The organism is Brachybacterium vulturis, assembly GCF_002407185.1.
Taxonomy (GTDB): domain Bacteria; phylum Actinomycetota; class Actinomycetes; order Actinomycetales; family Dermabacteraceae; genus Brachybacterium; species Brachybacterium vulturis.
Window position 1 is genome coordinate 425,412 of record NZ_CP023563.1, and the last position, 21,395, is coordinate 446,806.

Genomic DNA, 21,395 nt, shown 5'->3' on the forward strand with positions numbered 1-21,395 from the left:
CCGGAGCGGGGAGGTGTTCACCGAATCGGGATCTGCTCGGGACCGTGCGCGGGCAACTGGCCGCCCCTCACCCCCGATGCGTCCACAGGTCGCGCAGCAGCGCGATCTCGGCGAGATGATGGATGAGCTCGCGATTGATGTGGGCGACGAGCGTGGCGCGGGAGTGCTCGGCCCACGGCCCCTCCGCCTCGCCGGCGGCGACCTGCAGGTCCTCGGCGTCCCAGGCGCGCACACCGGTGATCCAGCGCTCGTACTCCGCATCGAACTGGGCGAGCGCCTCCGTCGCGGTCGCGGCGTAGTCCCAGCTGATGTAGTCCGCGGGCGGGCCGCCGAGGTGGCTGTGGCTGCGCATCGCGAGCAGGCCCACGATGATGTGGCCCAGTCGCCAGGCGATCGTGGTCAGGGGTGCGGGATCGGGTGCGGGGATCTCGAAGTCGATCGTCATCGCGCCGGAGCCGCCCTGGACCGGGGTGGGCGGCTGCTCGCCGGCCGGCGTCCGCGGATGGACCGTCCAGGCGCGGCCGGCGCCGGAGGGGTCGAAGAAGTACTCCTCGTCGGTGAGCCCCTCGAGCCGGGGGCGCAGCTGCTCGCGGACATGGAGCTCGATCTGGTCGAGCAGCACGGTGGGCAGGTCGCCGCCGACACCGCGGCTCTGGTCGTTCCGGGTCGTCTCATTGCTGGTCATGTGGTTCTCCTCGAAGAGATGTGCGGGTCGGGTCCGGGGCGTGCGCTCACCAACCGGCCGGCGGCCAGGACTGTCCGGCCACGAGCGCGTTGAGCTCGTAGGCGCCCTTGCCGTCCAGGGACTCGCGCAGGATGTCCGCGTGGCCGGCGTGGCGGGCGTTCTCCTCGACCAGGTGCAGCGCGTACCAGCGCAGGCTCCACGTCGGGCGGCCCTCGAACCAGAGTTCGCCGGGGACGGGCCCGCGGGTCTCGGGATCGGCGTCACGGATCGCAGCGGCGAGCGACTCGCCGGCCCGGCGGAGCTCCTCGGCGAGCGACTCGGCGGTGTCCTCCGCACGCAGGGCCTCCGGCGCGATGGTGCCCTCGGCCTGGAGCTGCTGCGGGGCGCGGGCGGGAGCCGGGGGCGCGGCCGGAGCGGCGGTGACGGCCTCGACCGCACGGCTCGAGACCAGCAGCACGTGCCGGGCCAGCGCGCCGAGGCTCATCCCGGAGGCGCTCGGGACCTGCGCGAGCTGCGCGCGGTCGAGGCCGTGGAGGGTGGTGGCGACCTGTTCGATCTGCTGCTGGGCGAAGGTGGCGAGGCTGTCGCGCTCGTCGGTGGTCTCTGCGGTCAGGAAGGGCATCGTGATCGTCTCCTCGGTGCGGACCGCCGTGTTCTGCGCGGCCCTGGTGGGTGGTCGAGTCCCACTGTTCGTGTCCATGCGGACAGATCCTGTCCGCGAAGTGAGGCAGAGTACGTCCATGAGCGATGTGACCACGAGGGCGCTGCGGCTGCTGGCCCTGCTGCAGTCGCGGGCGGTGTGGACCGGGCCGGAGCTCGCCGCCGAGATGGGGGTGACCACGCGGACGGTGCGTCGCGACGTGGATCGGTTGCGGGCGCTGGGCTATCCGGTGCTCACCTCGGCGGGACACGGCGGCGGCTACCAGCTCGGCGCGGGCCAGGCGCTCCCGCCGCTGCTGCTGAGCTCGAGCGAAGCGGTCGCGGTGGCGGTGGGGCTGCGGCTGGCGGCCTCCTCCGGCGTGGACGGACTGGACGAGGAAGCGCTGCGGGCTCTGGCCGCGCTGGACCGGATCCTGCCGGCGCCGGTGCGCACCGAGGTCGGTGCGATCACCGAGGCGATGGGGGTGATCTCCCGGCCTGCCGCCGGGATCCGCTCCGAGGTGCTGATGACTCTGGCGACGGCGGTGCGGGACGGGGTCCGGGTGCGGGTGGACTATCGGCGGGCCGACGGGGAGCGGGCCGAGCGACGGCTGGAACCGCACCGGGTGCTGTCGATGGAGGGGCGCTGGTACCTGTTCGCCTGGGACCTGGTCCGGGAGGACTGGCGCACCTTCCGGCTGGACCGCATGCACGCGGTGCACGCCTCGACCTTCACCATCACCGAGCGGCCCACTCCGGACATCGAGGCCGCCGTGCGGGAGTCGATCACCGTGGGCGCCTACCCGCAGTCGGCGACGGTGCGGATCCTGGCCCCGTTCGAGGAGGTCGCCCCCCAGGTCCCGGCGCGGGCGGCGACGGTCACGGCCGACGGCCCGGACGCCTGCCTCCTGCGCGCCGGGACCGCGGAGCTGCACTGGATCGCGATGCACCTGGCCTGGATCGGCGCCCCGATCGAGGTGATCGACCCGCCCGAGCTGCTGACTCTGATCGAGCAGCTGGGCCGGTGGGCCGGCCGGGCCCGGTGGTCGCCGGAGCATTCCTCCGCTGCCCCGGATCCACCACGGCGCTGAGGCAGAGCACGCTGCCCTCCGCCCCCGCGGCGCGCTGAGGGCCGGGCAGCAGCGCGGACCCAGCGGCCGCCGACCCAGCAGCCGCGGACCCAGCGGCCGCGCTCGACCGTGCCGCGGGTGACCATGTCCGAACGTTCACGCAGTTGCGTATCCGCAATTCCGTGAGCCCCCGCACCGTCCCACCTTTCCAGATCGCCAGCAGGCTCAGAGCACCAGCAGGCTCAGAGCACCAGCAGGCTCAGAGCACCAGCAGGATCAGAGCACCAGCAGGATCAGAGCACCAGCAGGATCAGAGCACCAGCAGGATCAGAGCACCAGCAGGATCAGAGCACCAGCAGATTCAGAGCACCAGCAGATTCAGATCACCAGCAGGCTGAGCGCGGCCGCGACGGTGAGCACGAGGATGAGGTTCTCGAACACCTGCTGCGGGATGCGCCGGGCGACCTTCGCGCCGACGAATGCGCCGAGCAGCACGACGGGGATCAGCATCGCGTCCATCACCAGGGTGTCGCGGGTGATCAGCCCCAGGCCGGCCGAGAACGGCACCTTGAACAGGTTGATGATCGCGAAGTACCAGGCGGAGGTGCCCAGGAAGGTCAGCACCGGCATCCGCATCGCATAGAAGTACAGCGACATCACGGGTCCGGCGGCGTTGGCGACCATGGTGGTGAATCCGCCCATCAGGCCGTAGCCGATGCCCTGCGCAGCGGCCGCGGCACCGGGCTGGAAGCCCGCCACCACAGCTGCCGGCAGCTCTCCGGCGCGGGCCGCGGCGGCGGCGCGGCGGCGGGTGAGGTGCCGACGCCACAGGGTGAGGATCACCAGGGCCAGCAGGATGACGCCGATGGTCAGGCGCACCCCTTCACCGTCCACGTGCGCGAAGTAGAACACCCCGATCACCACGCCGATCATCGCGCTGGGCAGCAGGCGCAGCAGGGTGCGCCAATCCGGTTCGCGCCGGTAGACCCACAGCGCGGTCATGTCGCCCACGATGAGCAGGAGCAGCAGCGCGGCGGTGGACTCCTTGGCCGGCATGGCCAGCGCGAAGATGCCCACGGCGATGGTCCCGGCGCCGGGCAGGGCGGTCTTGGAGAAGCCGACGATCAGCGCGCCGAGAGCCACCAGCAGCCAGGGGCCGACGCCCAGAGCGGGGATGAGCGCGGCGAGATCGGGCATGGTGGGTGAACTTATCAGCGCACGTCGGTGTCGGGCCCGTCGGTCCACACGGCGTCGAGGCGCGCCCATCGCACCGCCGAGAGGAGCGACGGAGACGCGAGAACCTCAGCACCCCGATGGCCGCCTCGGCTCACCCGATCCAGTCGGCGCCCACCTCTGCGCCGTCGACGGCGGCGCGGGCGGCACCGATGACCAGGGCCATCGCCGCGGCGCCGGGGTCGATGACGCCCTTGGCGAGGTCACCGACGTAGCTGGCGCGGCCCCGTCGCGCGGTGGTCTCGGCCGTCGTCCGGGCGGCCTCGACCGCGGCCTTCTCCGCGGCGGCGAGCGCCTCGCCCGCCGGCGTTCCCGCCTCGACGGCCGTGCGCAGCGCGGTCACGGCCGGGTCGAGGGAGTCGACCATGGTCTTGTCCCCCACCGTCGCCTCGCCGTACTTCTGGATCGTGGCCTGCCCGGCCCCGAGCGCCTCGGCGAACTGGGCGAGGGTGGGCTCGGCCTCATCGTCGGCGGCCTTGGCGAGGTCGCGGAAGAACATGCCGAACAGAGGCCCGCTGGTGCCGCCCACCCCGAGCCAGCCCATGTACATCGTGGTCCCCCACTGGCGGTAGGTGGCGGGATGGTCGGCCTCGATGTTCTCGGCGGCGAGCTTCAGGGCGGTGCGGACGTTGGCGCCGAAGTCGCCGTCTCCGGCGCGGCGGTCGAGGTCGCCGAGCGCGTCGGCGGCGCCGCCGAGGTGCTCGTGCACGCCGCGGATGAAGGCGCGGCCGAAGTCGTCGGGCAGGGTCTCGTTGCTGGTCATCTCGGTCTCCTCACCAGGTCAGGGCAGGGGTGCGGACAGGGGCGTCCCAGAGTCGGGCCTGCTCGTCGTCCAGCGGCATCAGGGTGATCGAGATGCCGTGCATGTCGAGGCTGGTCACAAAGGAGCCGACCAGGGAGCGTGCGATCGACACCCCCGCATCGGCCAGGTGGTGGTGCAGGGAGCGGGCCACCACGTTCAGCTCCAGCGGGTAGGTGCCGCCGAGCCCGTTGACGATCGCGAGCACCTCGTCGCCGCGGTGCAGTGCGAGCTCGGCGCGCAGCGGTTCCAGCAGCAGCTCGGTGAGGCCGTCGGCGTCGCGGAAGGGGACGCGGTCCCGGCCGCGTTCGCCATGGATGCCCACGCCCAGCTCGACCTCGTCGTCCTCGAGCGTGAACTGGGGCTCGCTGTCGCCGGGGTGGGTCCCGGCGGAGAGGGCGAGGCTCATGGTGCGGGCGCGGCCTGCGGCGCGGCGGCCGATGGCGGCGACCTCCTGCAGGCTCGCCCCGGCCTCGGCGGCGGCGCCGCACAGCTTCTCGACGATGACGGTGGCGGCGGTGCCGCGGCGCCCGGGGCCGTCCGCGACCCCGGTGTCGGTGGCGAGGTCGTCGTCGACCAGCACCATCTCGGTCTCGACGGCGTCGTCGCCGCTGATCTCCCCGGCGATGCGGAAGTTCAGCACGTCGCCGGTGTAGTTCTTGACGATCTGGACCACGCCGCGGCCGGCGTCGGCCGCCTTGGTGGCCTCGAGCACCTGCAGGGCGGTGGGGCTGGCGAAGACGGCACCGGCGACCGCGACGTCGAGCATGCCCGTGCCCACGAAGCCGGCGTGCAGCGGCTCATGGCCGGAGCCGCCGCCGGAGACCAGGCCCACCTTGTCGGTGGCGGGCCGGCGCCGGGTGATGAAGCGGTGCTCCTCGTGGAGGTCGAGCATCAGCGGATGGCTGAGCATGAGCCCCTCTAGGGCCTCGGGGACCAGATCCTCGGGATCATTGACGATGCTGCGACGCATGGTGGTGCGCTCCTTCCGGGCGGGGCCGATGCCCCCACGCTATCCCGCTGTGAGCCGCACCGCAGAGGGTCGGCGCAGGATCGCGTACGGTGCGAGCCATGCGCCTGCTCCTCCTCCGTCATGGTCAGACCCCCAGCAACGTCGAGGGGATCCTCGATGCCGGGTACCCCGGTCCGGGACTGACCGCGCTGGGGCGCCGGCAGGCGGAGGCGATCCCGGGCGCGCTCGCGCGCGAGGACATCGCCGGGATGCACGTCTCGCGCCTGCTGCGCACCCATGAGACCGCGGCGCCGCTGGCCGCCGCGCTGGATCTCAGCCCTCGCCTGACCGCGGGTCTCGAGGAGATCAGCGCCGGGGACCTCCAGATGCGACGGGACCGGTCGGCCATCACCGCCTACCAGGAGATGCACTCCCGCTGGAGCACGGGAGAGTTCGACGACGGCGTGCCCGGCGGGGAGACGGGGCGAGTGTTCTGGGACCGCTACACCGGGGCGCTGCGCCACATCGCCGGGCTGTACGCCGAGGACGCGACGGTCGTGGTGGTCAGCCATGGCGCCGCGATCCGCGTGTTCGCCGCGGTGGTCGGCGGGATCGGGGCGGCCACGCTCGAGGAGCGTCCGCTGTTCAACACCGGCATGGTCACCCTCGTCGGCCATCCCGACCGGGGCTGGGTGCTCGAGGACTGGAGCAGCGACCCCGTCGGCGGCGCGCACCTGCTCGGCGACACCTCGCATGACGTCACCGCCGATCAGGAGGCCGACGCCGCCGTCTGAGGCCCCTCGCTCCGCGGGGCGGGCGGGGGCGGCCGCGCCCCGCCGGGCGCCGCCGCCCGCCCCGGGCTCTCCGTCCGCGTCAGGCGGTCGGCCACTCCAGCCGCGGGGTGTCCGGGCCCTCGTAGGGGGCGTCCCCGTACTCGGCCTGCAGCTCGGCGGTGAGCGACTTCAGCGCCCCGAGCACCTCCGCGTAGGCGGGGTCGCCCGCGACGTTGGTCATCTCCTGCGGGTCCGCGACCAGGTCGTACAGCTCGTCCTCGACGGGCATGATCCGGGTCGAGGAGCCGGGGGTGCCGAGCCCGTCGTTGTAGTAGCGGATGTACTTGTGGGTGGGGGTGCGCACGCCGTAGTGGGCCGGGGCGTGGTGCTCGGGATCGTCGTGCTCCCAGTAGCGGTAGTAGACGGCCTGGCGCCAGTCCTCCACCTGCTCGCCGCGCAGCTGCGGCAGGAAGCTGCGTCCCTGCTGGTCCGGCAGCGCCTCCGCGTCCTGGCCCGCGACCTCGAGCAGGGTGGCGGCGAAGTCCACGTTGGAGACGATGTCGGTGACGCGGGAGCCCGCGGCGATCTGTGCGGGCCACCGCACCAGCATCGGCATGGTCAGCGACTCGTCGAGCATCAGCCGCTTGTCGAACCAGCCGTGGTCGCCGAGGAAGAAGCCCTGGTCGGAGGTGTAGATCACGAGCGTGTCCTCGGCCAGTCCGTTCTCCTCGAGGTAGTCGAGGATCTCGCCCACGGAGTCGTCGACCGCCTGCACGCAGCGCAGGTAGTCGCGCATGTACCGCTGGTACTTCCAGGAGATCCGCTCACGGCGCGAGTCCTCGCCGTCGCCCTCGAGCTCGGCGGGCAGCTGGTCCTTGTAGTCGGTGGGGCGGAGGTCGTCGAGCTGCATCGCGACCTCGCGCACCACCTGGGCGCGGCCGGTGTGCTCGTCCCACATCGTCTCCGGCTCTTCAATGGTGCCGGCCTCGTACCGGCCCTCGTAGCGGGGGTGCGGGAGCCAGGGCCGGTGCGGGGCCTTGTGGTGGACCAGGAGGCAGAACGGCTGCTCCGGGTCGCGGGCCTCGAGGAAGTCGAGGCTCTGGCGGGTGACGATGTCGGTGGCGTAGCCGGTGATCTGCTCCTCGCCGTCGGGGCCGGTCATCACGGGGTCGTGGTAGGCGCCCTGGCCGGGGAAGATCCGCCAGTCGTCGAAGCCGCGGGGGCGGGAGACCTCGCTGTGGCCCAGGTGCCACTTGCCGTACAGCGCCGTCTGGTACCCGCACTCCTGGAGCACCTCGGGGAAGGTGCGCACCCGGTAGTCGAACTCGGAGTAGATCGAGGGGGCGCGGTTGATGTGGCTGTAGGTGCCGGACAGGATCGAGGCGCGCGAGGGGGTGCAGATCGCGTTGGTGCAGTACACGGCGTCCATGCGGGCGCCCTCGTGGGCCAGGCGGTCCAGGTGCGGGGTGGTGTTCACGCGGCTGCCGTAGGCGGAGATCGAGTGGGCCGCGTGGTCGTCGCTCATCACGAAGACGATGTTCGGGCGGGTCATGGAAGAGGGCTCCTGGAGGGGTGGACGGGGTCGGGGACGGCGGCGGCATCGACGACTGCGATGACCGACCCAGTCTCGTGCGCGTGCCCGCGCACTGCTCGTCGGCCTCGGAGCCGCCCGACCAGACTACCGATGTCCGGCCCGGGTGACGAGACGATCTCGCGGACTATCACGAGTCCGGACTCGTGTTTCCGGCCCAGAGACCCGATCTCTCGGGAGCCCCGGCGCGCCGGGCCGGCGGCCGATGGAGTGCTCGCATCACTCGGCCCGCATCGCCGAGGCGCGCCCGAGCCGGGCGCTCGGTCCCGGCAGCGGGATCCCGGCCAGCACCTCGGTGACCGGGGCCTCCGCCGCGAGCTCGCGGCGGTGGACGCCCTCGAGGTGGTCCAGCAGGGTGCCCACCGCGGACTCGGTCAGTGCGCGCACCGGCCAGGAGGCCGTGGCGAGGGTGCCCACGCCCGTGACCGGCTCCTCCCAGCCGCCGAAGCCCACCACGGAGATCTCGCCGGGCACGTCGATCCCCTCGTCGCGCAGGGCGAGCATCGCGCCGTGGGCCAGGGAGTCGTCGGCGCAGACGATCGCGCCGATGTCCGCGCGGTCGGCCAGCAGCTGGTGCACCGCCTGGGCGCCGCCGTCGGGCAGCCACGAGGAGGCCTCCAGCAGGCGGGTCCGGCCCGGGAACCGCTCGGCGACCAGGTCCAGGCGGGCGGGGCGGAACATCGGCCCGACCAGCATCGCGATCTCCTTGTCGTCCTCGATCTCGAGGGAGTCCAGCAGGGGCGCCCAGCCGGCCGCCTGGTCCACCATGACGTGGGCGATGCCCGGCGGGCGCTGCGCGGTTGGGGCCAGGGACATCCACACCACCGGGACGTCGAGCTGATGGAGGCGGCGCCCGGCGGCGAGGTTGTGGGCGGAGAGCTCGCAGATGACGCCCGCGAGGTCGACGTCCGCCATCACGCGGTCCACGTAGGCGGTGTCCTCGCCCCCCTCCCCCGGGTCCGCGAACGGCAGCACCAGCTTCCCGCGTCGCTGGGTGCCGGTGATCGCGGCGGTGACCACCTCGTGCACGATCGGCACGAAGGGGCTGGGCGGCAGCGGGGCGAGCATCAGGCCGATGGTCGAGGAGCCGCCCGAGCGCAGGGAGCGCGCCGAGGCCTGCGGGATGTACCCGAGCTCATGGGCGGCGCGGCGCACCCGCTCGGCGGTCGTGTCGGCGATGCGGAGCGCGGCCGCACGACCGTTGAGCACGTTGGAGACGGTCGACGGGGCGACACCGGCCCGCCGTGCGACGTCATTGCGATTGGATCTGGCCACCCGCCAAGTCTCACACATCGGCGCCCCGTACCAAACTCGTGTTAGCGTCGGGTCGACAACGTCTTCCCGGGCACCGGTGCGCTGCGGCGCGGCCGTGGGGCCCGGCCTGCGGAGGTGCAGCCATGGTGGTCCGGTTCGAGAAGTCTCCCGTCGGTGACCGTTCCCAGGGGCCTCCCCGCGGTGACGGCGGCGCCACCACGGCGGTGGCGACCGCCGAGAACGCCCGGCCCCCGGAGCCCGCGAGCACCGCGACTGCCCGCCCGCCCATGAACTGCCCGCCCGCCCATGAGGTGATCGGCCCGGGCACGGGGCGCCGGCTCGCCCCCACCGCGGCGCTGCGCACGGACACCCCGGTCCTCGACCTCGACGGCGACTGGGACTTCCGCTGGTCGCCGTCCCCCGCGGCCCCGATCGACATGCTCGGCGCGCAGCGGCTCGGCCCGGACTGGACCACCATCACGCTGCCGGCCCACTGGTCGATGCCGGAGCAGCCGGGCCCCGACGGCCCGCAGTACACCAACGTCCTCTACCCCTTCCCCGTCGACCCCCCGCACGTGCCGGATGCGAACCCCACCGGCGACCACCGGCGGGTCTTCGACCTGCCCGGCGACTGGCCCCGCGCCGGGGACGTGCACCTGCGCACCGAGGGCATCGAGTCCTTCGCGCGGATCTGGCTGAACGGGACCGAGGTGGGCACCCGTCAGGGCTCGCGCCTCACCCAGGACTTCGACGTCACCGGGCTCCTGCACGAGCGGGACAACGTGCTGGTGATCCGGGTGATCCAGTGGTCGGCCGGCTCCTATGTCGAGGACCAGGACCAGTGGTGGCTGCCGGGCATCTTCCGCTCCGTCTCGCTGCGCCACCGTCCGGCCGCGCGGATCGATGACGCCTGGCTGGACGGCGATCTCGCCGAGGACGGCACCGGGCTGCTGCACGTGGAGCTCTCGGCCCCGCCGCAGGCGTGGCCGCTCACCGTCGCGCTCCCCGAGCTGGGCCTGGAGTGGGAGGTGCCCGGGCCCGGGCCGATCGCCCCGATCGTGCTGCCGGGCGTGGAGCCCTGGACCGCCGAGAACCCCCGCCGCTACCGCGCCACGGTCTCCTCCGGGGCGGAGACCGTCGAGATCACGGTGGGGTTCCGCCGCGTCGAGGTGGTCGACGGGGTGCTGCGGGTCAACGGTCGCCCGATCATCCTGCGCGGTGTGAACCGGCACGAGTGGGATCCGCGCACCGGGCGGGTGATCGACCTCGAGGTCGCGCGCGAGGAGCTGCTGGCGATGAAGCGGGCGAACGTGGACGCGGTCCGCACGGCCCACTACCCGCCGGATGCCCGCTGGCTGGACCTGGCCGATGAGATCGGCATGTGGGTGATGCTCGAATCGGACCTCGAGACCCACGGCTTCGACGTCCGGGGCTGGGAGGGCAATCCCACCGACGATCCGGCCTGGCGCGACATGCTCGTGGACCGCATCGCCCGCACCGTCGAGCGGGACAAGAACCACCCCTCGATCATCCTGTGGTCGCTCGGCAACGAGTCCTCGACCGGGCAGAACCTGGCGGCGATGGCGGACTGGGTCCACGCCCGCGATCCCCGCCGGCCGCTGCACTACGAGGGCGACTACGCCGGCGCCTATACGGACGTCTACGCCCGGATGTACCCGGCGCTCGAGGAGATCCGCAGCTGGCTCGCGCCCGAGGGGCCCGTGGCCGTCGCCCATCACGCCGCCTCCCGGATCACCGCCGAGGAGGCGGCCCGGGTGCGCGCGAAGCCGCTGATCCTGGTGGAGTACCTGCATGCGATGGGCACCGGTCCGGGCGGGGTCGCGGAGTACGCGGCGCTGATCGAGGAGCACGAGCGGATCGCGGGCGGTTTCGTGTGGGAGTGGAAGGACCACGCGGTCGCGGTCCGCACGGCCGACGGTCAGCGCCGCTGGCGCTACGGCGGCGACTTCGGGGAGCCGCTGCACGACGGCAACTTCGTGATCGACGGGCTGGCGGACGCCGAGAACGCCCCGCACCCGGGGTTGCGGCACTGGGCCGAGTCCGTGGCGCCGGTGCGCGCCCGCTGGCGCAGCGACGGCCCCGGCCGAGGTCAGCTGATGATCGAGTCCCGGAGGCAGTTCACCACCACCGAGGATCTCGGCCTGGCCTGGCGGTACGAGGTCGACGGGCAGGTCATCGGCAGCGGTACGCTCCCACTGGGGCCGCTCGCTCCCGCCACCACGCACACCCTGGCCGCTCCGGACTCCCTGGCGGCGGCGATCCGGCATCCGCAGAGCGAGGCCGCGGAGTGCCTGCTGCTGCTCGAGGTGCGCCTGGTGCGCGAGACTCCCTGGGCCGCGGCCGGGCACCTGGTCAGCCGGCGTCAGCACCCGGTCGAGCCGCCCCGTCGGCCCGCCGCCCCGGCGCCCGCCGCGCAGCTCGTGCCGATCGTGCAGGAGGGCGCGAGCTTCGTGATCGCCGCGCCCCCTGCCGTCGGAGAGGACGGTGCCACGGCGCCGGGGCCCGGGTTCCGCTTCACGGCCGACGGGTTCCTGGCGGGCAGCGGGGGCCTGGAGCTGGCCGAGCACGGGATCGAGCTGTGGCGCGCCCCGACCGACAACGATGAGGGGCACGGAGCGCTCGACTACGAGGCGGCGGATCCGGCGCTCACCCGCGGCGCCGGCGGCGGCGCCCGCGGCCCGTCCTCGGCGGACCGCTGGCGAGCGCGGGGCCTGGACCGCCTGGTGACCACCACCGCCGGTGTGGCCCTGGAGGCCGGGGAGCTGGTGGTCCGGCGCCGGCTGGCCCCGGCCGGCAGCGCCCTCGGAGTGGAGACCCGCCTGGTCTGGACCGCGCGGCGGCTCACGGCGGGGCCGGAGGCCGGCCTCGTGCTGGACTGCCGCATCGAGGTCTCGCCCGCGGGCAGCTGGGAGGGCACCTGGCCGCGGGTCGGCCTCCACCTCGTCCTGCCCGCCGATGAGGAGCCCCAGCAGTGGGAGGCCGAGTGGTTCGGCCTGGGCCCGGAGGAGTCGTGGTCGGATCTGCGGGTGGTCACCTGGGCCGGTCGGCACCGCCTGCCGCTGACCGCGCTGCACCATCCGCGGGTGCGGCCGCAGACCACGGGGCACCGCAGCGACCTGCGCGAGCTCACCGTGCGGCGTCCGGACGGCCGCACGCTCACCGTCCGCACCCTGGAGGGCGCCCCGGGCTTCACCCTCTCCCCATGGGCCCCGCACGAGCTGCAGGTCGCCCATCATGACGAGCTGCCGGCCTCCGGGAGCTGGCATCTGCACCTGGACCTCGCCCAGCACGGCCTCGGGTCCCGCTCCTGCGGGCCCGACGTGCGCCCCGAGCACCAGCTGCGGCCCGGCCCCGTCACCGCGGCCTTCCGGTTCCGCACCGGAGGCGGCCCGGGGGCGTGAGCGCTCCCCCGCCGCGCGGCGGGCCCCGGTCCTGCGGGCCCGGGGCTACCGGCGGCGGGGGCGGGGCGCTCCTCAGGCGGAGGCGTGGGAGCGCATCCGCGCGGACCAGTCGCGGTGGGCCTCGAGCAGGGCGGCGACCACCTCGGGGTGCTGGTCCGCGACATCGGCCTGCGGGCTCTCGTCGAGGTCCGTGCCGATCGGCACCAGGGTCAGGCCCGCGCCGATGTCGGTGTGCTCGTTGCGCAGCAGCCGGTCGCGGTAGGTGGTGTCCTCCTCGTCCACCCAGCGCAGCTTCCACTCGCGGTCCCGCACCGCCCACTGGAAGCCGGTGTCGAAGTGCAGCAGCTCGTGGCCGGTGCCGTCCCCTTCCCAGCAGTCCTGCAGGGGCCGGCCGTCGATCTGCTCGGGCCGGGGAGGGCGGAGGCCGGCGGCGGCGAGGAAGGTGGGCAGCAGGTCCATGGAGGAGATCAGCACGTCGCTGCGTGAGCCGGGCTGGATCCGGCCCGGCCAGGAGACCATCAGGGGCACTCGGACGCCGCCCTCGAAGAGGCTGTACTTGGTGCCGTGCAGCGGGGCGTTGATTCCGTAGTTGCAGGCGGAGCCGCCGTTGTCGGTGAGGTAGACGACCAGGGTGTGCTCCCTGCGCCCGGTGGCCTCGAGGTGGTCGAGCATCCGCCCGATCTCGCGGTCCATGATCTCCAGCTGCGCGAGGTAGTAGCCGCGGCCGTTCTCGAGGTGCGGGGAGATCGCTCCGTCGTACCAGTCGATGTACTTGTCGGTGTCGGGGTCGAAGTCGTCGTGGGAGGGCAGGGCGCGGACGGCGAGCTCGTCCTCCGGCAGCTGCCAGGCGAAGTTGTGCACGGCGTTGAAGGCGACCATGCAGAAGAACGGGTCCTCCGCCGGTGCCCCGTCGGCCGCCGCCTCGGGGGCCGGGCCCATGAAGTCGATCGCCCGCTGTGCGAACTCGCTGGTGAGGTGCCGTTCGCAGTCCGTCTCCCGACCGTTCTCGAACATCGGGTTCACCCCGTGCACGGCGTGGAACTCGTCGCCCAGCCGCTCGCGCGACGCCCGGGAATGGTGGAGGTAGTGCAGGCGGCCGGCGCTGGTGGAGGTCATGCCGTAGAAGGAGGAGTCGAAGCCGTGGCGCTCGGGGCAGGCGCGGTCCCCGGGCTGCTCGAAACCGTAGTGGACCTTCCCGAAGTAGCCGGTGCGGTACCCGCCCTCTCCCAGCAGCTCGGGCAGCACGGGCTGCTGCTCGGGCGGGAAGGAGGCGTCGGAGAACCAGTGACCGCCCCAGCGCTGCTGGTGAGCGCCTGCGATCAGGCCGGCCCGCGAGGGAGAGCAGATGGGGGCCGTGACGTAGGCGCTGTCGAAGCTCATGCCGCTGGCGGCGAGCCGGTCGAGGTGCGGGGTGCGGGCGTCCGCGCTGCCCCGCGAGGAGAGGTCGGCGTAGCCGTGGTCATCGGAGATGATCAGCAGGATGTGGGGGCGCTCGGCCAGGGTGGGAGACATGGTGTCCTCGGTCGATCGGTGGAGGGACGGGGGCGCGGGCCACCCTTGCTAACTCGTTCTAGCTCCCCTACAGTACCCGCCAGGCAAGCTGCGAGGACGCGCTTGTCCCCCGAGCCCAGGAGATGGACATGCAGTTGTCGCCCTCACGTCGTGCCGTGCTGACCAGTGCGTTGGGAGGGGCGGCGACCGTGGCTCTGTGGCGCGAGCCGGCCCACGCCCAGCCGACCTCGGGGGCGGGCAACTCCGCGTCGGGACCGGTGGAGATCCTCGCCGAGGAGTCCTCGCACGGCGGACCCCGGGTCCTCGTGCAGCCCGGCGGGTCCTGGACCCTCCTGCTCGAGGATCTCGCGCCCCGCACCGAGCACACGGTCCGCTTCCGTCTGAAGTCCGCCGGCACGACGTCCTTCCGGCTCTCCGGCTTCAAGAACCCGGAGATCCTGGACTACCACGACGGCACCGGCGACCTGAGCTCGTGGGAGACCGCCCCCGAGGGGCGGGACAACCTCCTGAACTGGCTCGAGCATCTCGCCATCGGGCGGGACGAATGGCTCGAGTTCCGGTACGACTTCACCACGGGCGAGGCCGACCCCTCGACGGCGCGCGCCGTGTTCACCGTCGCCGACGGGCCCGTCGAGATCGACGGGGTGGGGATCGTGGTGCGCTCCTCCCTCGGCGAGGACCCCGCGCCGCTCCCGGCGATCGATGAGCTCTCCCGGGGCCATCGCCTCCTGCTCGACCACGGATTCCAGTTCATGACCTGGATGCCCACCGAGGAGGCCTCCGCGCAGCGGGCATGGATGGTCCAGCCCACCCCGGAGGACTTCGCGGAGATCGGATACACCGGCGCGCAGTTCAACGATGCCCCCAACTACAGCCCCGAGTTCCTCGTCGAGAGCGCGGGCATCGACAATCCGATCACATGGGCCTCGGCCTTCGGCCCCTACGCCCGTCACCTCTCCTCCACCTACCAGGACCTCGATCACGTGGACGGCAGGCGGCTGACCGGCTCCCCGACCCCGGAGATCCGCGAGGCGGGGTTCCTGGACGAGCACAACGGCCTGGCCGACCTCGAGAGCCTGGCGGCGATGTGCATCGGCGACGAGGAGAACTGGTCCGACACCCTCGTGCAGAACCTGAAGTCGTGGTTCGAGGTGGTCCGGACGCGCTACCCCGACGTCCTCGCCTATCACAACGAGGTGGGCACCACGCCGCGCCCGGGGATGGCGCCGATCTCGACCTTCGGCCGGGACCAGCTCGCCAAGTACCTGTCCGTCGCGAGACCGGATCTGCTCTCCTTCGACATGTACTACTTCCGCGAACGGCGGGTCGGCCAGACGGTCGGCGGGACCACCCTGGGGCTCATCGGCGACCTGAACCGCTACCGGCTCGCCGCCGCCGCGGGTCATGACGGCACCGGGCGGCAGCCGATCCCGTGGGGCCACTACACCTATGCCTGGCGCACCGGCCCGGGAGCGGCGACCGACCTGCGCCGAGGGGACGGCTGGTACGAGCTCACCGAGTCCCAGATCCACCTGTACAGCTTCGCGGCCCTGACCTTCGGCGCCAAGCTCCTCAGCAACTTCCGCTGGATCCACGACGCGCCCGCCTACCTCTTCACCGACTACCGGGTGAGTCCCGACGGCGCCTCGGAGCGCTACCGGCACTTCGACTGGTTCCGCAACACCATCGCCCAGACCAAGGCCGTCGCCCCGCATCTGCTGCGGCTGCAGAACACGCAGGTCGCGGTGGTGCTGGGCCGGCACCTGGACTCCGAGGGGCGGACCGTCGCCAACGCGGCGGATCCGGACACCCCCGTCCTGGACACGGTGCTAGGCAGCGAGGCGGCCCAGCAGATCTTCCTGACCGGGATCAGCGCGACGAACCCCGGCGGCGCGAACGACGGGCTCGAGGGGGACGTCTTCGTCGGCTTCTTCGATCCTCTGACCGGGCTGTCCGAGGAGGACCGGTCCGTGTTCACGTCCACGGATCCGCGCTACTTCATGGTGCTCAACGGCATGACCGCGGGCGACGGCCTGCCGGCCGAGATGCAGCAGGGGTCCTCCTTCGAGACCCGGCAGACGGTCGCTCTGGAGTTCCAGCTGCCGGAGGCGAGCACGGCCTCGCGGCTGCGCAGGGTCTCGCGGATCGACGGCGGCATCGCCGAGGTGCCGCTGCGCTCCCTGGGCTCGGGACGCTACGAGCTGAGCACGGACCTCGGCGGCGGCCTCGGCGACCTCTTCTTCTGGGAGCTCGGCGGCGCCCGGTCCAGCGTCAGCGAGCCCACCGAGGAGGCGTCGGACGATCCCCGACTGGTCGGTGATCCGGCGCTGAGCACTCCGCTCCCCCAGCGGGATCTCGGTGGTCGCACGGTGCGGATCGGGGTGGTCGCCGGGGCGCAGTCGCCGGCTCCCCGCCCGCAGATCGGCCGCAACCCCGGCCTGCCGCCCGAGAGCGAGATCCACGACGGCCGGACGCTCACCCTCACGCGGGGCGGGGACATCGGCGCCATCGGCGAGCGGTACTACACCCAGGACATCTGGGAGTTCCGGCTCGAGCGGATCCAGCGCGACGGCCACTGCACGATCGAGATCGTCGAGCTGGAGCACGACGTGGCACAGCTGGTCGAGGAGATCCGCTCCGGCGCGCTGGCGGTGGACGCGGTCGTGGTCCCCGATACCTGGTTGTGGGACCACGCCGAGAACCTCCTGGACGCCGAGGCCCTGCGCGCCTGGGACGAGGTGGGCACCGTCGACCTCGACGAGGACAAGTGGAAGCGGCCCGCCCTCGACCTCGCGACCACCGCGGGAGCCACCTGGGGGCTGGCGCAGGACCACACCACGGACTTCCTGGCGCTCTTCGTGCACCGCGCTCGGCTGCGCGCCCTGGGTGTCACGCGCGACCTGGGCGGCGCGCAGCGCTCCGGCGGCACCGTGCTCGCCGACCTGCTGCAGATCGCCGACGCCGTCCCCGAGGGGACACCGCTGCTGGCCGACACCGACGACTTCTTCCGCCAGCTGCTGATCTCCTGCGGCGTCGAGACCCGGTGGGAGGGCCTGGAGGGCGAGCCGCTCCGCCGCGCGATGGAGACCTATGAGCATCTCCGCGGCCGGGGGGTCCTGGTCCGCGTGGAGGATGCGGACGAGGCCGAGGCGATGTTCGGCCGCGGAGAGATCGCGATGATGGTGCGCCCGTACCGGAGCATCGAGGCGTACCGCCACCCCTACTTCGTCTACCACGACAACACGGAGCGGGCCGTGCGGGAGATCGCGGACTGGGGCGTGCAGACCATGACCTGGCCGAAGGATGAGGAGTGGACCGTGACGGCCGAGGCCCGGCCCGGCGGGGAGCATCCCCTGGCTCCCGACGATGTCGCGGTGCTGCTGTTCCCCACCCCGACGCGCGAGGACCCGGCGCGCCAGGCGATCGTGGGTCAGAGCCTGATGGTCCTGCCCCGTTCCACCCCGCGGCCGGACGAGGTGGGCTTCGTGGTCGACGAGATGCTGCAGCACTATCGGGGGGTGTGGAACCTCGAGTTCACGCGCCGCGAGCCGTGGCGCGAGCGCATGACCGCGACCAGGGATCTCGACACCGTGCGGAAGGCAGGACTGCGCGACAGCTACGGGGACGCCCTGGCGGCCTCCGGCGACTGGCAGGCGGCCGCCCTCGCGGATCTGCTCCGGCTCTACCACGAGGATCCTCGGCTGACCGCCTTCCTGGACGACCCGACGCTGGCCCGGGCGACCTCGGGGATCACCCGCACGCTCCTGCACCTGCGCACCCTGCAGGAGGACGGGGCGATCACCCCGAATCGCGCCTCGCAGCTGGAGCAGCGGCTCGAGAAGGCCCAGTCCTCCGCGATCACCTGGCGGGGCGGCGAGGAGTCGGCCCGGGAGAAGGTCGAGCACTTCCTGGACCAGGCGCAGCGCCTCGTCCACCGTCACGGCGCCGACTGGTGGGGGACCTCGCCCGCGGACCTGCGCACGCTGCGGGACCTCGTCACAGCCGCCGTGGAGGCCTGGTGAGCTGCGGGGGCTGAGAGCGCGCCGCGCGGGCAGGGGCGGGGTGTCCTCACGCCCGCGCGGGCCTCAGGCCCGCAGCAGGACGGGCAGCGCCTCCAGCGGGGCGTCCACCTCGATCGTCGTCGGCCCCTCGTGCCGGCGTCCCTGGGCATCGGTCCAGGTGCCGGCGGGGAGGATGACGCGGCGCGAGCGCGCCCCCCGCTCGAGCACCGGGGCGACCACGAGGTCCTCGCCGAGCATGAACTGGTCCCGGACGTCCTCCAGGCCGGGATGGTGGTAGGCCATGGGGCGCAGGATCGGCTCCCCGGTGCGAGCGGCGTGCTCGGCGAGGTCCAGGAGGCGGCCCAGGTGGTGCTCGCGCAGCCGGAGGGCGGCCCGCACCGCGGCGAGGTGCTCCTCGTCCAGCACCCGGGCCGGGGAGGCGGAGAACTGGATCATCGGTGCCAGCGCCGCGACCTGCGCGTAGCGGACGAAGAACTCCTGGTCGATGTCGCCCTGGCTCTGCATGGCGCTGATCTCGCCGCCGCCGACCATGTCCGGGCAGCAGTAGGCGTAGCCCATCAGGGACTGGGCAATCATCCGCGGGATCAGGCTAACGATGCCGGCCTCGCCCCAGGCGGGCGGGGTGTCCTGGACGCGCTGCGCGAGCGGCTGCCCGCCCATGTCCCAGCTGGCGCGCATCTCGCTGAGCGGGTAGCGCGCCGCCAGGCGCGACCACTGGCGGCACATGTCCACGGGCCTCAGCCCGCCGGTGAGGTCGTCGTCCCGGAAGTCGCCGACGTCGGCGCCGTCGAACTTGAAGCCGTCCACGCCGAGCGCGCACAGCGCGTCCGCCTGCTCGTGGAACCACTGCACGGCCTGCGGCTCCGAGAGGTCCAGGACGGCGCTGACCCCGTTCCACCAGCGGCGCAGGGCGGTGTGGCCGTCGGCCCCGCGCAGCAGCAGACCCGCGCCCTCGAGCCGACGGAAGGCGGGAGAGTCGGGGCTGATGTAGGGCACCACCCAGAGCATCAGGCGGCATCCCCAGTCATGCAGGGTGCGCGCCAGGTGGGCGGGGTCGGGGAATCGGGCCGCGTCGAAGGTCCAGTTGCCGTAGTCGGCCGACCACATGTCGTCGATCATCACGACCCCGGGCGGCAGGCCGGCGTCCAGCAGGCGCCGCACGTAGTCGAGCACCCCGTCCTGGGTGGGCAGGAAGGGCTGCTCGATCCACGAGTTGTACTGCGGGCCGGTGAACAGCGCACGGTCCGGCAGCGGGCCGCCGACCCGGATGGTGCCGCCGCGACGTGCGGCGGCATCGGCGGGGGCGGCGCCGTCCGCGGAGGTGGTGGCGCTGTCGACCGGGCCGGTGGCATCGGCGGCGCCCTGCAGCGCCGAGCGCAGGCTCTGCCCGTTGGTCTCCAGGCGCACTCCCGCCCCGGTGACCTCGAGCTCGCCCTCGCGGAAGCGGAAGCGGAAGGGGCCGTCGGCCTGCACCCGGCGTCCCGTGCTGGAGATCAGCAGCGGCGAGGCCTGGTTGCAGCCCTCGGCGGGACGGCCCGGAACGGGCTCGGCACCGGCGAGATCGCGAGCGAACTCCGCAGTGCCGTAGGGCATGGCGTGGGCGTCGGCAGCGCGACCGCCCCACCATCGTTCGTGATCCTGCAGAGGGATCCGCAGCGTCGAGGCGGGCTCGGGCGCATGGTCAGGGCTGGTCGCGTCGCTGGTCACCCGGGAAGTCTACGAAAAGACCGCGCCGCGGCGCGGGGTCGTCCCCGTGGTGGACGCTCAGTCGTCCTCGCCCTGCAGGCACGGCACGGTGCCGTCGACCACGGCGTCGCCGATCGTCGCCTCGGCGAAGGTGATCGTGTCGTCCTCGGCGGTGATGTCCGTCGTGGAGGAGCTCTTCTCCGGCTCGCCCTGATCGTCGAGCTTCACCATGGCGAACTCTCCGGGCGTCACCTTGATCAGCGGGAGCTCGCCCTCCTGCCCCTTGATGATGACGTTGCGGATCGTGCCGGGCTCCCCGTTGCAGCGCACGATGTCCGGCGTGAGGGTGGTCTCCTCGCCGTCCAGGGTGATCGTGAGGGTGCCGGCCTCCACGCCTGCGGCGGCGTCGTCGCCCTCGTCCGCGGAGTCCTGCTCCTCGGCGGCGGAGCCGTCCTCGGTCGCCGACTCCTCGGAGTCCTCGGGCGACTGCTCCGGTGCGGCCTGCGTGGTCTCGCCCGCCTCGGCGCCGCCGCTGTCGCTGCTCGCCGTGGGGCTCTCGTCCTGCGAGGCGCCACAGGCGGCGAGGGAGAGGATGAGGGCGGCGGCGGCCGCACCGGTGCGGAGGTGACGTGTTGTGAGCATGATTGATACTTAGCACGCCTGTGCAGGCGTTCGCATCTCGGCACAGCACGCCACCTGGGCGGATGCGTGCGCGACGTGAACGACTGCTCACACCATGGGTTCCGGTCGCGCTCGACGGCGCCCCCGCGCCCCCGCTTCAGAGCCGCAGCACCAGCTTCCCGCGCACGTGCCGGGTGCGCACCCGGTCCAGCGCCACGGCGGCCTCCGCGAACGGGTGGACGCGCTCGATCTCCAGATGCACCGCGCCCGTGGCCACATCCTCCAGCATCGCGAGCAGCTCGGCGCGCACATCGGCGACGTAGTCGATCATCACCGGCGTGATGCCCCGTTCGGTGGGCACGGAATCGCCCGAGATGGTGATGACGCTCCCTCCGTCCTTCACCACCCGCATGCTGTCCGCGCTGGTGCCCGGGTGCACGGCCAGCGCCGCATCGACACCCTGCGGTGCCCAGTCACGGATCTCCTGGACCCACCCGGCATCGTGGTAGTCCACTGTCATCTCCGCGCCCAACGAGCGCATGAAGTCATGGTTGTGGGCGGACGCCGAGGCCGCGACCTGCCACCCGCGTCGACGTGCGACCTGCAGCGCCAGGGTCCCGATCGCTCCGGCCCCGCCGGCGATGAAGAGCCTCCCGCCTGCGGGCATGTCGCCGATCGTGGCGAGGGCGCGCAGCACCGTGTTGGCGGCCACGGGCAGCGCCGCCGCCTGCACCATGTCGAGTCCCTCGGGGATCGGCAGGATCAGCGAGTTCACGTCGACCACCGCGAACTCCGCCCAGGTCCCGCCCTTGGGCTGCATGACGTTGACGAACGCGATCCGGTCCCCGCGGCGATGTCGTCCCGCCACCTCGCTGCCGACCTCCTCGACCACCCCGGCGCCCTCGATCCCGATGGGGAGGGAGCCGGCGGCGTCCGGCGGCAGGAAATAGGAGTCGTGGATCCCGACCCCGATCGCCTGGAGGCGCACCAGCAGCTCCCCGGGACCGGGCTCGGGTACGGGCACGTCGGTGAGCGTGATGGTCTCGGAGTCCGGGGCGGTCAGCAGATAGGCCTTCATGGGGTCACGGTACCCGGGGACCTGGACGGACGAGATGGACCCGGGCGGCCCGGCCGAT

At 72.8% G+C, this 21,395-nt stretch carries 15 protein-coding genes; 4 read left to right on the forward strand and 11 right to left on the reverse strand.

The window, feature by feature from the left end; genetic code table 11:
• Positions 1–67 precede the first annotated feature (67 nt).
• Both CFK38_RS01875 and CFK38_RS01880 read right to left on the reverse strand, forming a co-directional pair.
• Positions 68–685, reverse strand: coding sequence for a DinB family protein (locus CFK38_RS01875; RefSeq protein ID WP_096801551.1), 618 nt, complete (start codon positions 683–685; stop codon positions 68–70).
• 46 nt (positions 686–731) lie between these two features.
• Entirely contained in the window at positions 732–1,385 is a 654-nt protein-coding gene (locus CFK38_RS01880; RefSeq protein WP_245851183.1) for a mycothiol transferase, read from the reverse strand.
• A 40-nt stretch (positions 1,386–1,425) separates the two neighbouring features.
• Between CFK38_RS01880 and CFK38_RS01885 the strand changes: the two genes are divergently transcribed.
• Complete coding sequence (locus CFK38_RS01885; RefSeq protein WP_096801552.1) at positions 1,426–2,415, forward strand: helix-turn-helix transcriptional regulator; 990 nt, start codon at positions 1,426–1,428, stop codon at positions 2,413–2,415.
• A gap of 357 nt (positions 2,416–2,772) precedes the next feature.
• Here the strand turns inward: CFK38_RS01885 and CFK38_RS01890 are convergent, their stop codons facing one another.
• From CFK38_RS01890 to CFK38_RS01900, 3 genes are all read right to left on the reverse strand, one after another.
• Entirely contained in the window at positions 2,773–3,591 is an 819-nt protein-coding gene (locus tag CFK38_RS01890; protein ID WP_096801553.1) for a sulfite exporter TauE/SafE family protein, read from the reverse strand.
• 130 nt (positions 3,592–3,721) lie between these two features.
• Positions 3,722–4,390, reverse strand: a complete 669-nt coding sequence (locus tag CFK38_RS01895) for a DAK2 domain-containing protein (RefSeq protein WP_096801554.1) — start codon at positions 4,388–4,390, stop codon at positions 3,722–3,724.
• 10 nt (positions 4,391–4,400) lie between these two features.
• A complete protein-coding gene (locus CFK38_RS01900) occupies positions 4,401–5,399 on the reverse strand; it encodes a dihydroxyacetone kinase subunit DhaK (RefSeq protein WP_096801555.1) in 999 nt (332 codons plus the stop codon).
• Between the two features lie 98 nt (positions 5,400–5,497).
• Here CFK38_RS01900 and CFK38_RS01905 point away from each other — a divergent pair, with 98 nt between their 5' ends.
• On the forward strand, positions 5,498–6,172 hold the full coding sequence (locus CFK38_RS01905; protein WP_096801556.1) for a histidine phosphatase family protein: 675 nt from the start codon (positions 5,498–5,500) through the stop codon (positions 6,170–6,172).
• A gap of 79 nt (positions 6,173–6,251) precedes the next feature.
• Here CFK38_RS01905 and CFK38_RS01910 read toward each other — a convergent pair whose 3' ends face one another.
• Together CFK38_RS01910 and CFK38_RS01915 are read right to left on the reverse strand one after the other, a co-directional pair.
• The gene (locus tag CFK38_RS01910) at positions 6,252–7,703 is read right to left on the reverse strand and encodes a sulfatase family protein (protein ID WP_096801557.1); all 1,452 of its coding nucleotides are present in this window, start codon (positions 7,701–7,703) and stop codon (positions 6,252–6,254) included.
• 258 nt (positions 7,704–7,961) lie between these two features.
• Positions 7,962–9,017 (reverse strand): LacI family DNA-binding transcriptional regulator, encoded by a 1,056-nt coding sequence (locus tag CFK38_RS01915; RefSeq protein ID WP_172895757.1) that lies wholly within the window; start codon positions 9,015–9,017, stop codon positions 7,962–7,964.
• A 122-nt stretch (positions 9,018–9,139) separates the two neighbouring features.
• On the opposite strand from CFK38_RS01915, the gene CFK38_RS01920 reads away from it, so the two are divergent.
• Positions 9,140–12,418, forward strand: a complete 3,279-nt coding sequence (locus tag CFK38_RS01920; protein ID WP_245851184.1) for a glycoside hydrolase family 2 TIM barrel-domain containing protein — start codon at positions 9,140–9,142, stop codon at positions 12,416–12,418.
• Positions 12,419–12,490: 72 nt separating this feature from the next.
• Here CFK38_RS01920 and CFK38_RS01925 read toward each other — a convergent pair whose 3' ends face one another.
• On the reverse strand, positions 12,491–13,930 hold the full coding sequence (locus CFK38_RS01925; RefSeq protein WP_096801559.1) for a sulfatase family protein: 1,440 nt from the start codon (positions 13,928–13,930) through the stop codon (positions 12,491–12,493).
• 128 nt (positions 13,931–14,058) lie between these two features.
• On the opposite strand from CFK38_RS01925, the gene CFK38_RS01930 reads away from it, so the two are divergent.
• Positions 14,059–17,952 carry a hypothetical protein gene (locus CFK38_RS01930; RefSeq protein ID WP_157773312.1) on the forward strand — a complete coding sequence of 1,298 codons (3,894 nt, stop codon included), beginning with the start codon at positions 14,059–14,061 and terminating at the stop codon, positions 17,950–17,952.
• Positions 17,953–18,015: 63 nt separating this feature from the next.
• On the opposite strand, the gene CFK38_RS01935 is transcribed toward CFK38_RS01930, so the two are convergent.
• The 3 genes from CFK38_RS01935 to CFK38_RS01945 form a co-directional block, all read right to left on the reverse strand.
• Positions 18,016–19,659, reverse strand: a complete 1,644-nt coding sequence (locus CFK38_RS01935; RefSeq protein WP_218192332.1) for a glycoside hydrolase family 31 protein — start codon at positions 19,657–19,659, stop codon at positions 18,016–18,018.
• Between the two features lie 57 nt (positions 19,660–19,716).
• The gene (locus CFK38_RS01940; protein ID WP_096801562.1) at positions 19,717–20,280 is read right to left on the reverse strand and encodes a hypothetical protein; all 564 of its coding nucleotides are present in this window, start codon (positions 20,278–20,280) and stop codon (positions 19,717–19,719) included.
• A 136-nt stretch (positions 20,281–20,416) separates the two neighbouring features.
• On the reverse strand, positions 20,417–21,337 hold the full coding sequence (locus CFK38_RS01945; protein WP_096801563.1) for an NADP-dependent oxidoreductase: 921 nt from the start codon (positions 21,335–21,337) through the stop codon (positions 20,417–20,419).
• Positions 21,338–21,395 lie beyond the last annotated feature (58 nt).

Coding starts and splice junctions, on each gene's coding strand:
- CFK38_RS01875 (WP_096801551.1), bottom strand. CDS start 685: ATGACCAGCAATGAGACGACCCGGAACGACCAGAGCCGCGGTGTCGGC.
- CFK38_RS01880 (WP_245851183.1), bottom strand. CDS start 1,385: ATGGACACGAACAGTGGGACTCGACCACCCACCAGGGCCGCGCAGAAC.
- CFK38_RS01885 (WP_096801552.1), top strand. CDS start 1,426: ATGAGCGATGTGACCACGAGGGCGCTGCGGCTGCTGGCCCTGCTGCAG.
- CFK38_RS01890 (WP_096801553.1), bottom strand. CDS start 3,591: ATGCCCGATCTCGCCGCGCTCATCCCCGCTCTGGGCGTCGGCCCCTGG.
- CFK38_RS01895 (WP_096801554.1), bottom strand. CDS start 4,390: ATGACCAGCAACGAGACCCTGCCCGACGACTTCGGCCGCGCCTTCATC.
- CFK38_RS01900 (WP_096801555.1), bottom strand. CDS start 5,399: ATGCGTCGCAGCATCGTCAATGATCCCGAGGATCTGGTCCCCGAGGCC.
- CFK38_RS01905 (WP_096801556.1), top strand. CDS start 5,498: ATGCGCCTGCTCCTCCTCCGTCATGGTCAGACCCCCAGCAACGTCGAG.
- CFK38_RS01910 (WP_096801557.1), bottom strand. CDS start 7,703: ATGACCCGCCCGAACATCGTCTTCGTGATGAGCGACGACCACGCGGCC.
- CFK38_RS01920 (WP_245851184.1), top strand. CDS start 9,140: ATGGTGGTCCGGTTCGAGAAGTCTCCCGTCGGTGACCGTTCCCAGGGG.
- CFK38_RS01925 (WP_096801559.1), bottom strand. CDS start 13,930: ATGTCTCCCACCCTGGCCGAGCGCCCCCACATCCTGCTGATCATCTCC.
- CFK38_RS01930 (WP_157773312.1), top strand. CDS start 14,059: ATGCAGTTGTCGCCCTCACGTCGTGCCGTGCTGACCAGTGCGTTGGGA.
- CFK38_RS01940 (WP_096801562.1), bottom strand. CDS start 20,280: ATGCTCACAACACGTCACCTCCGCACCGGTGCGGCCGCCGCCGCCCTC.
- CFK38_RS01945 (WP_096801563.1), bottom strand. CDS start 21,337: ATGAAGGCCTATCTGCTGACCGCCCCGGACTCCGAGACCATCACGCTC.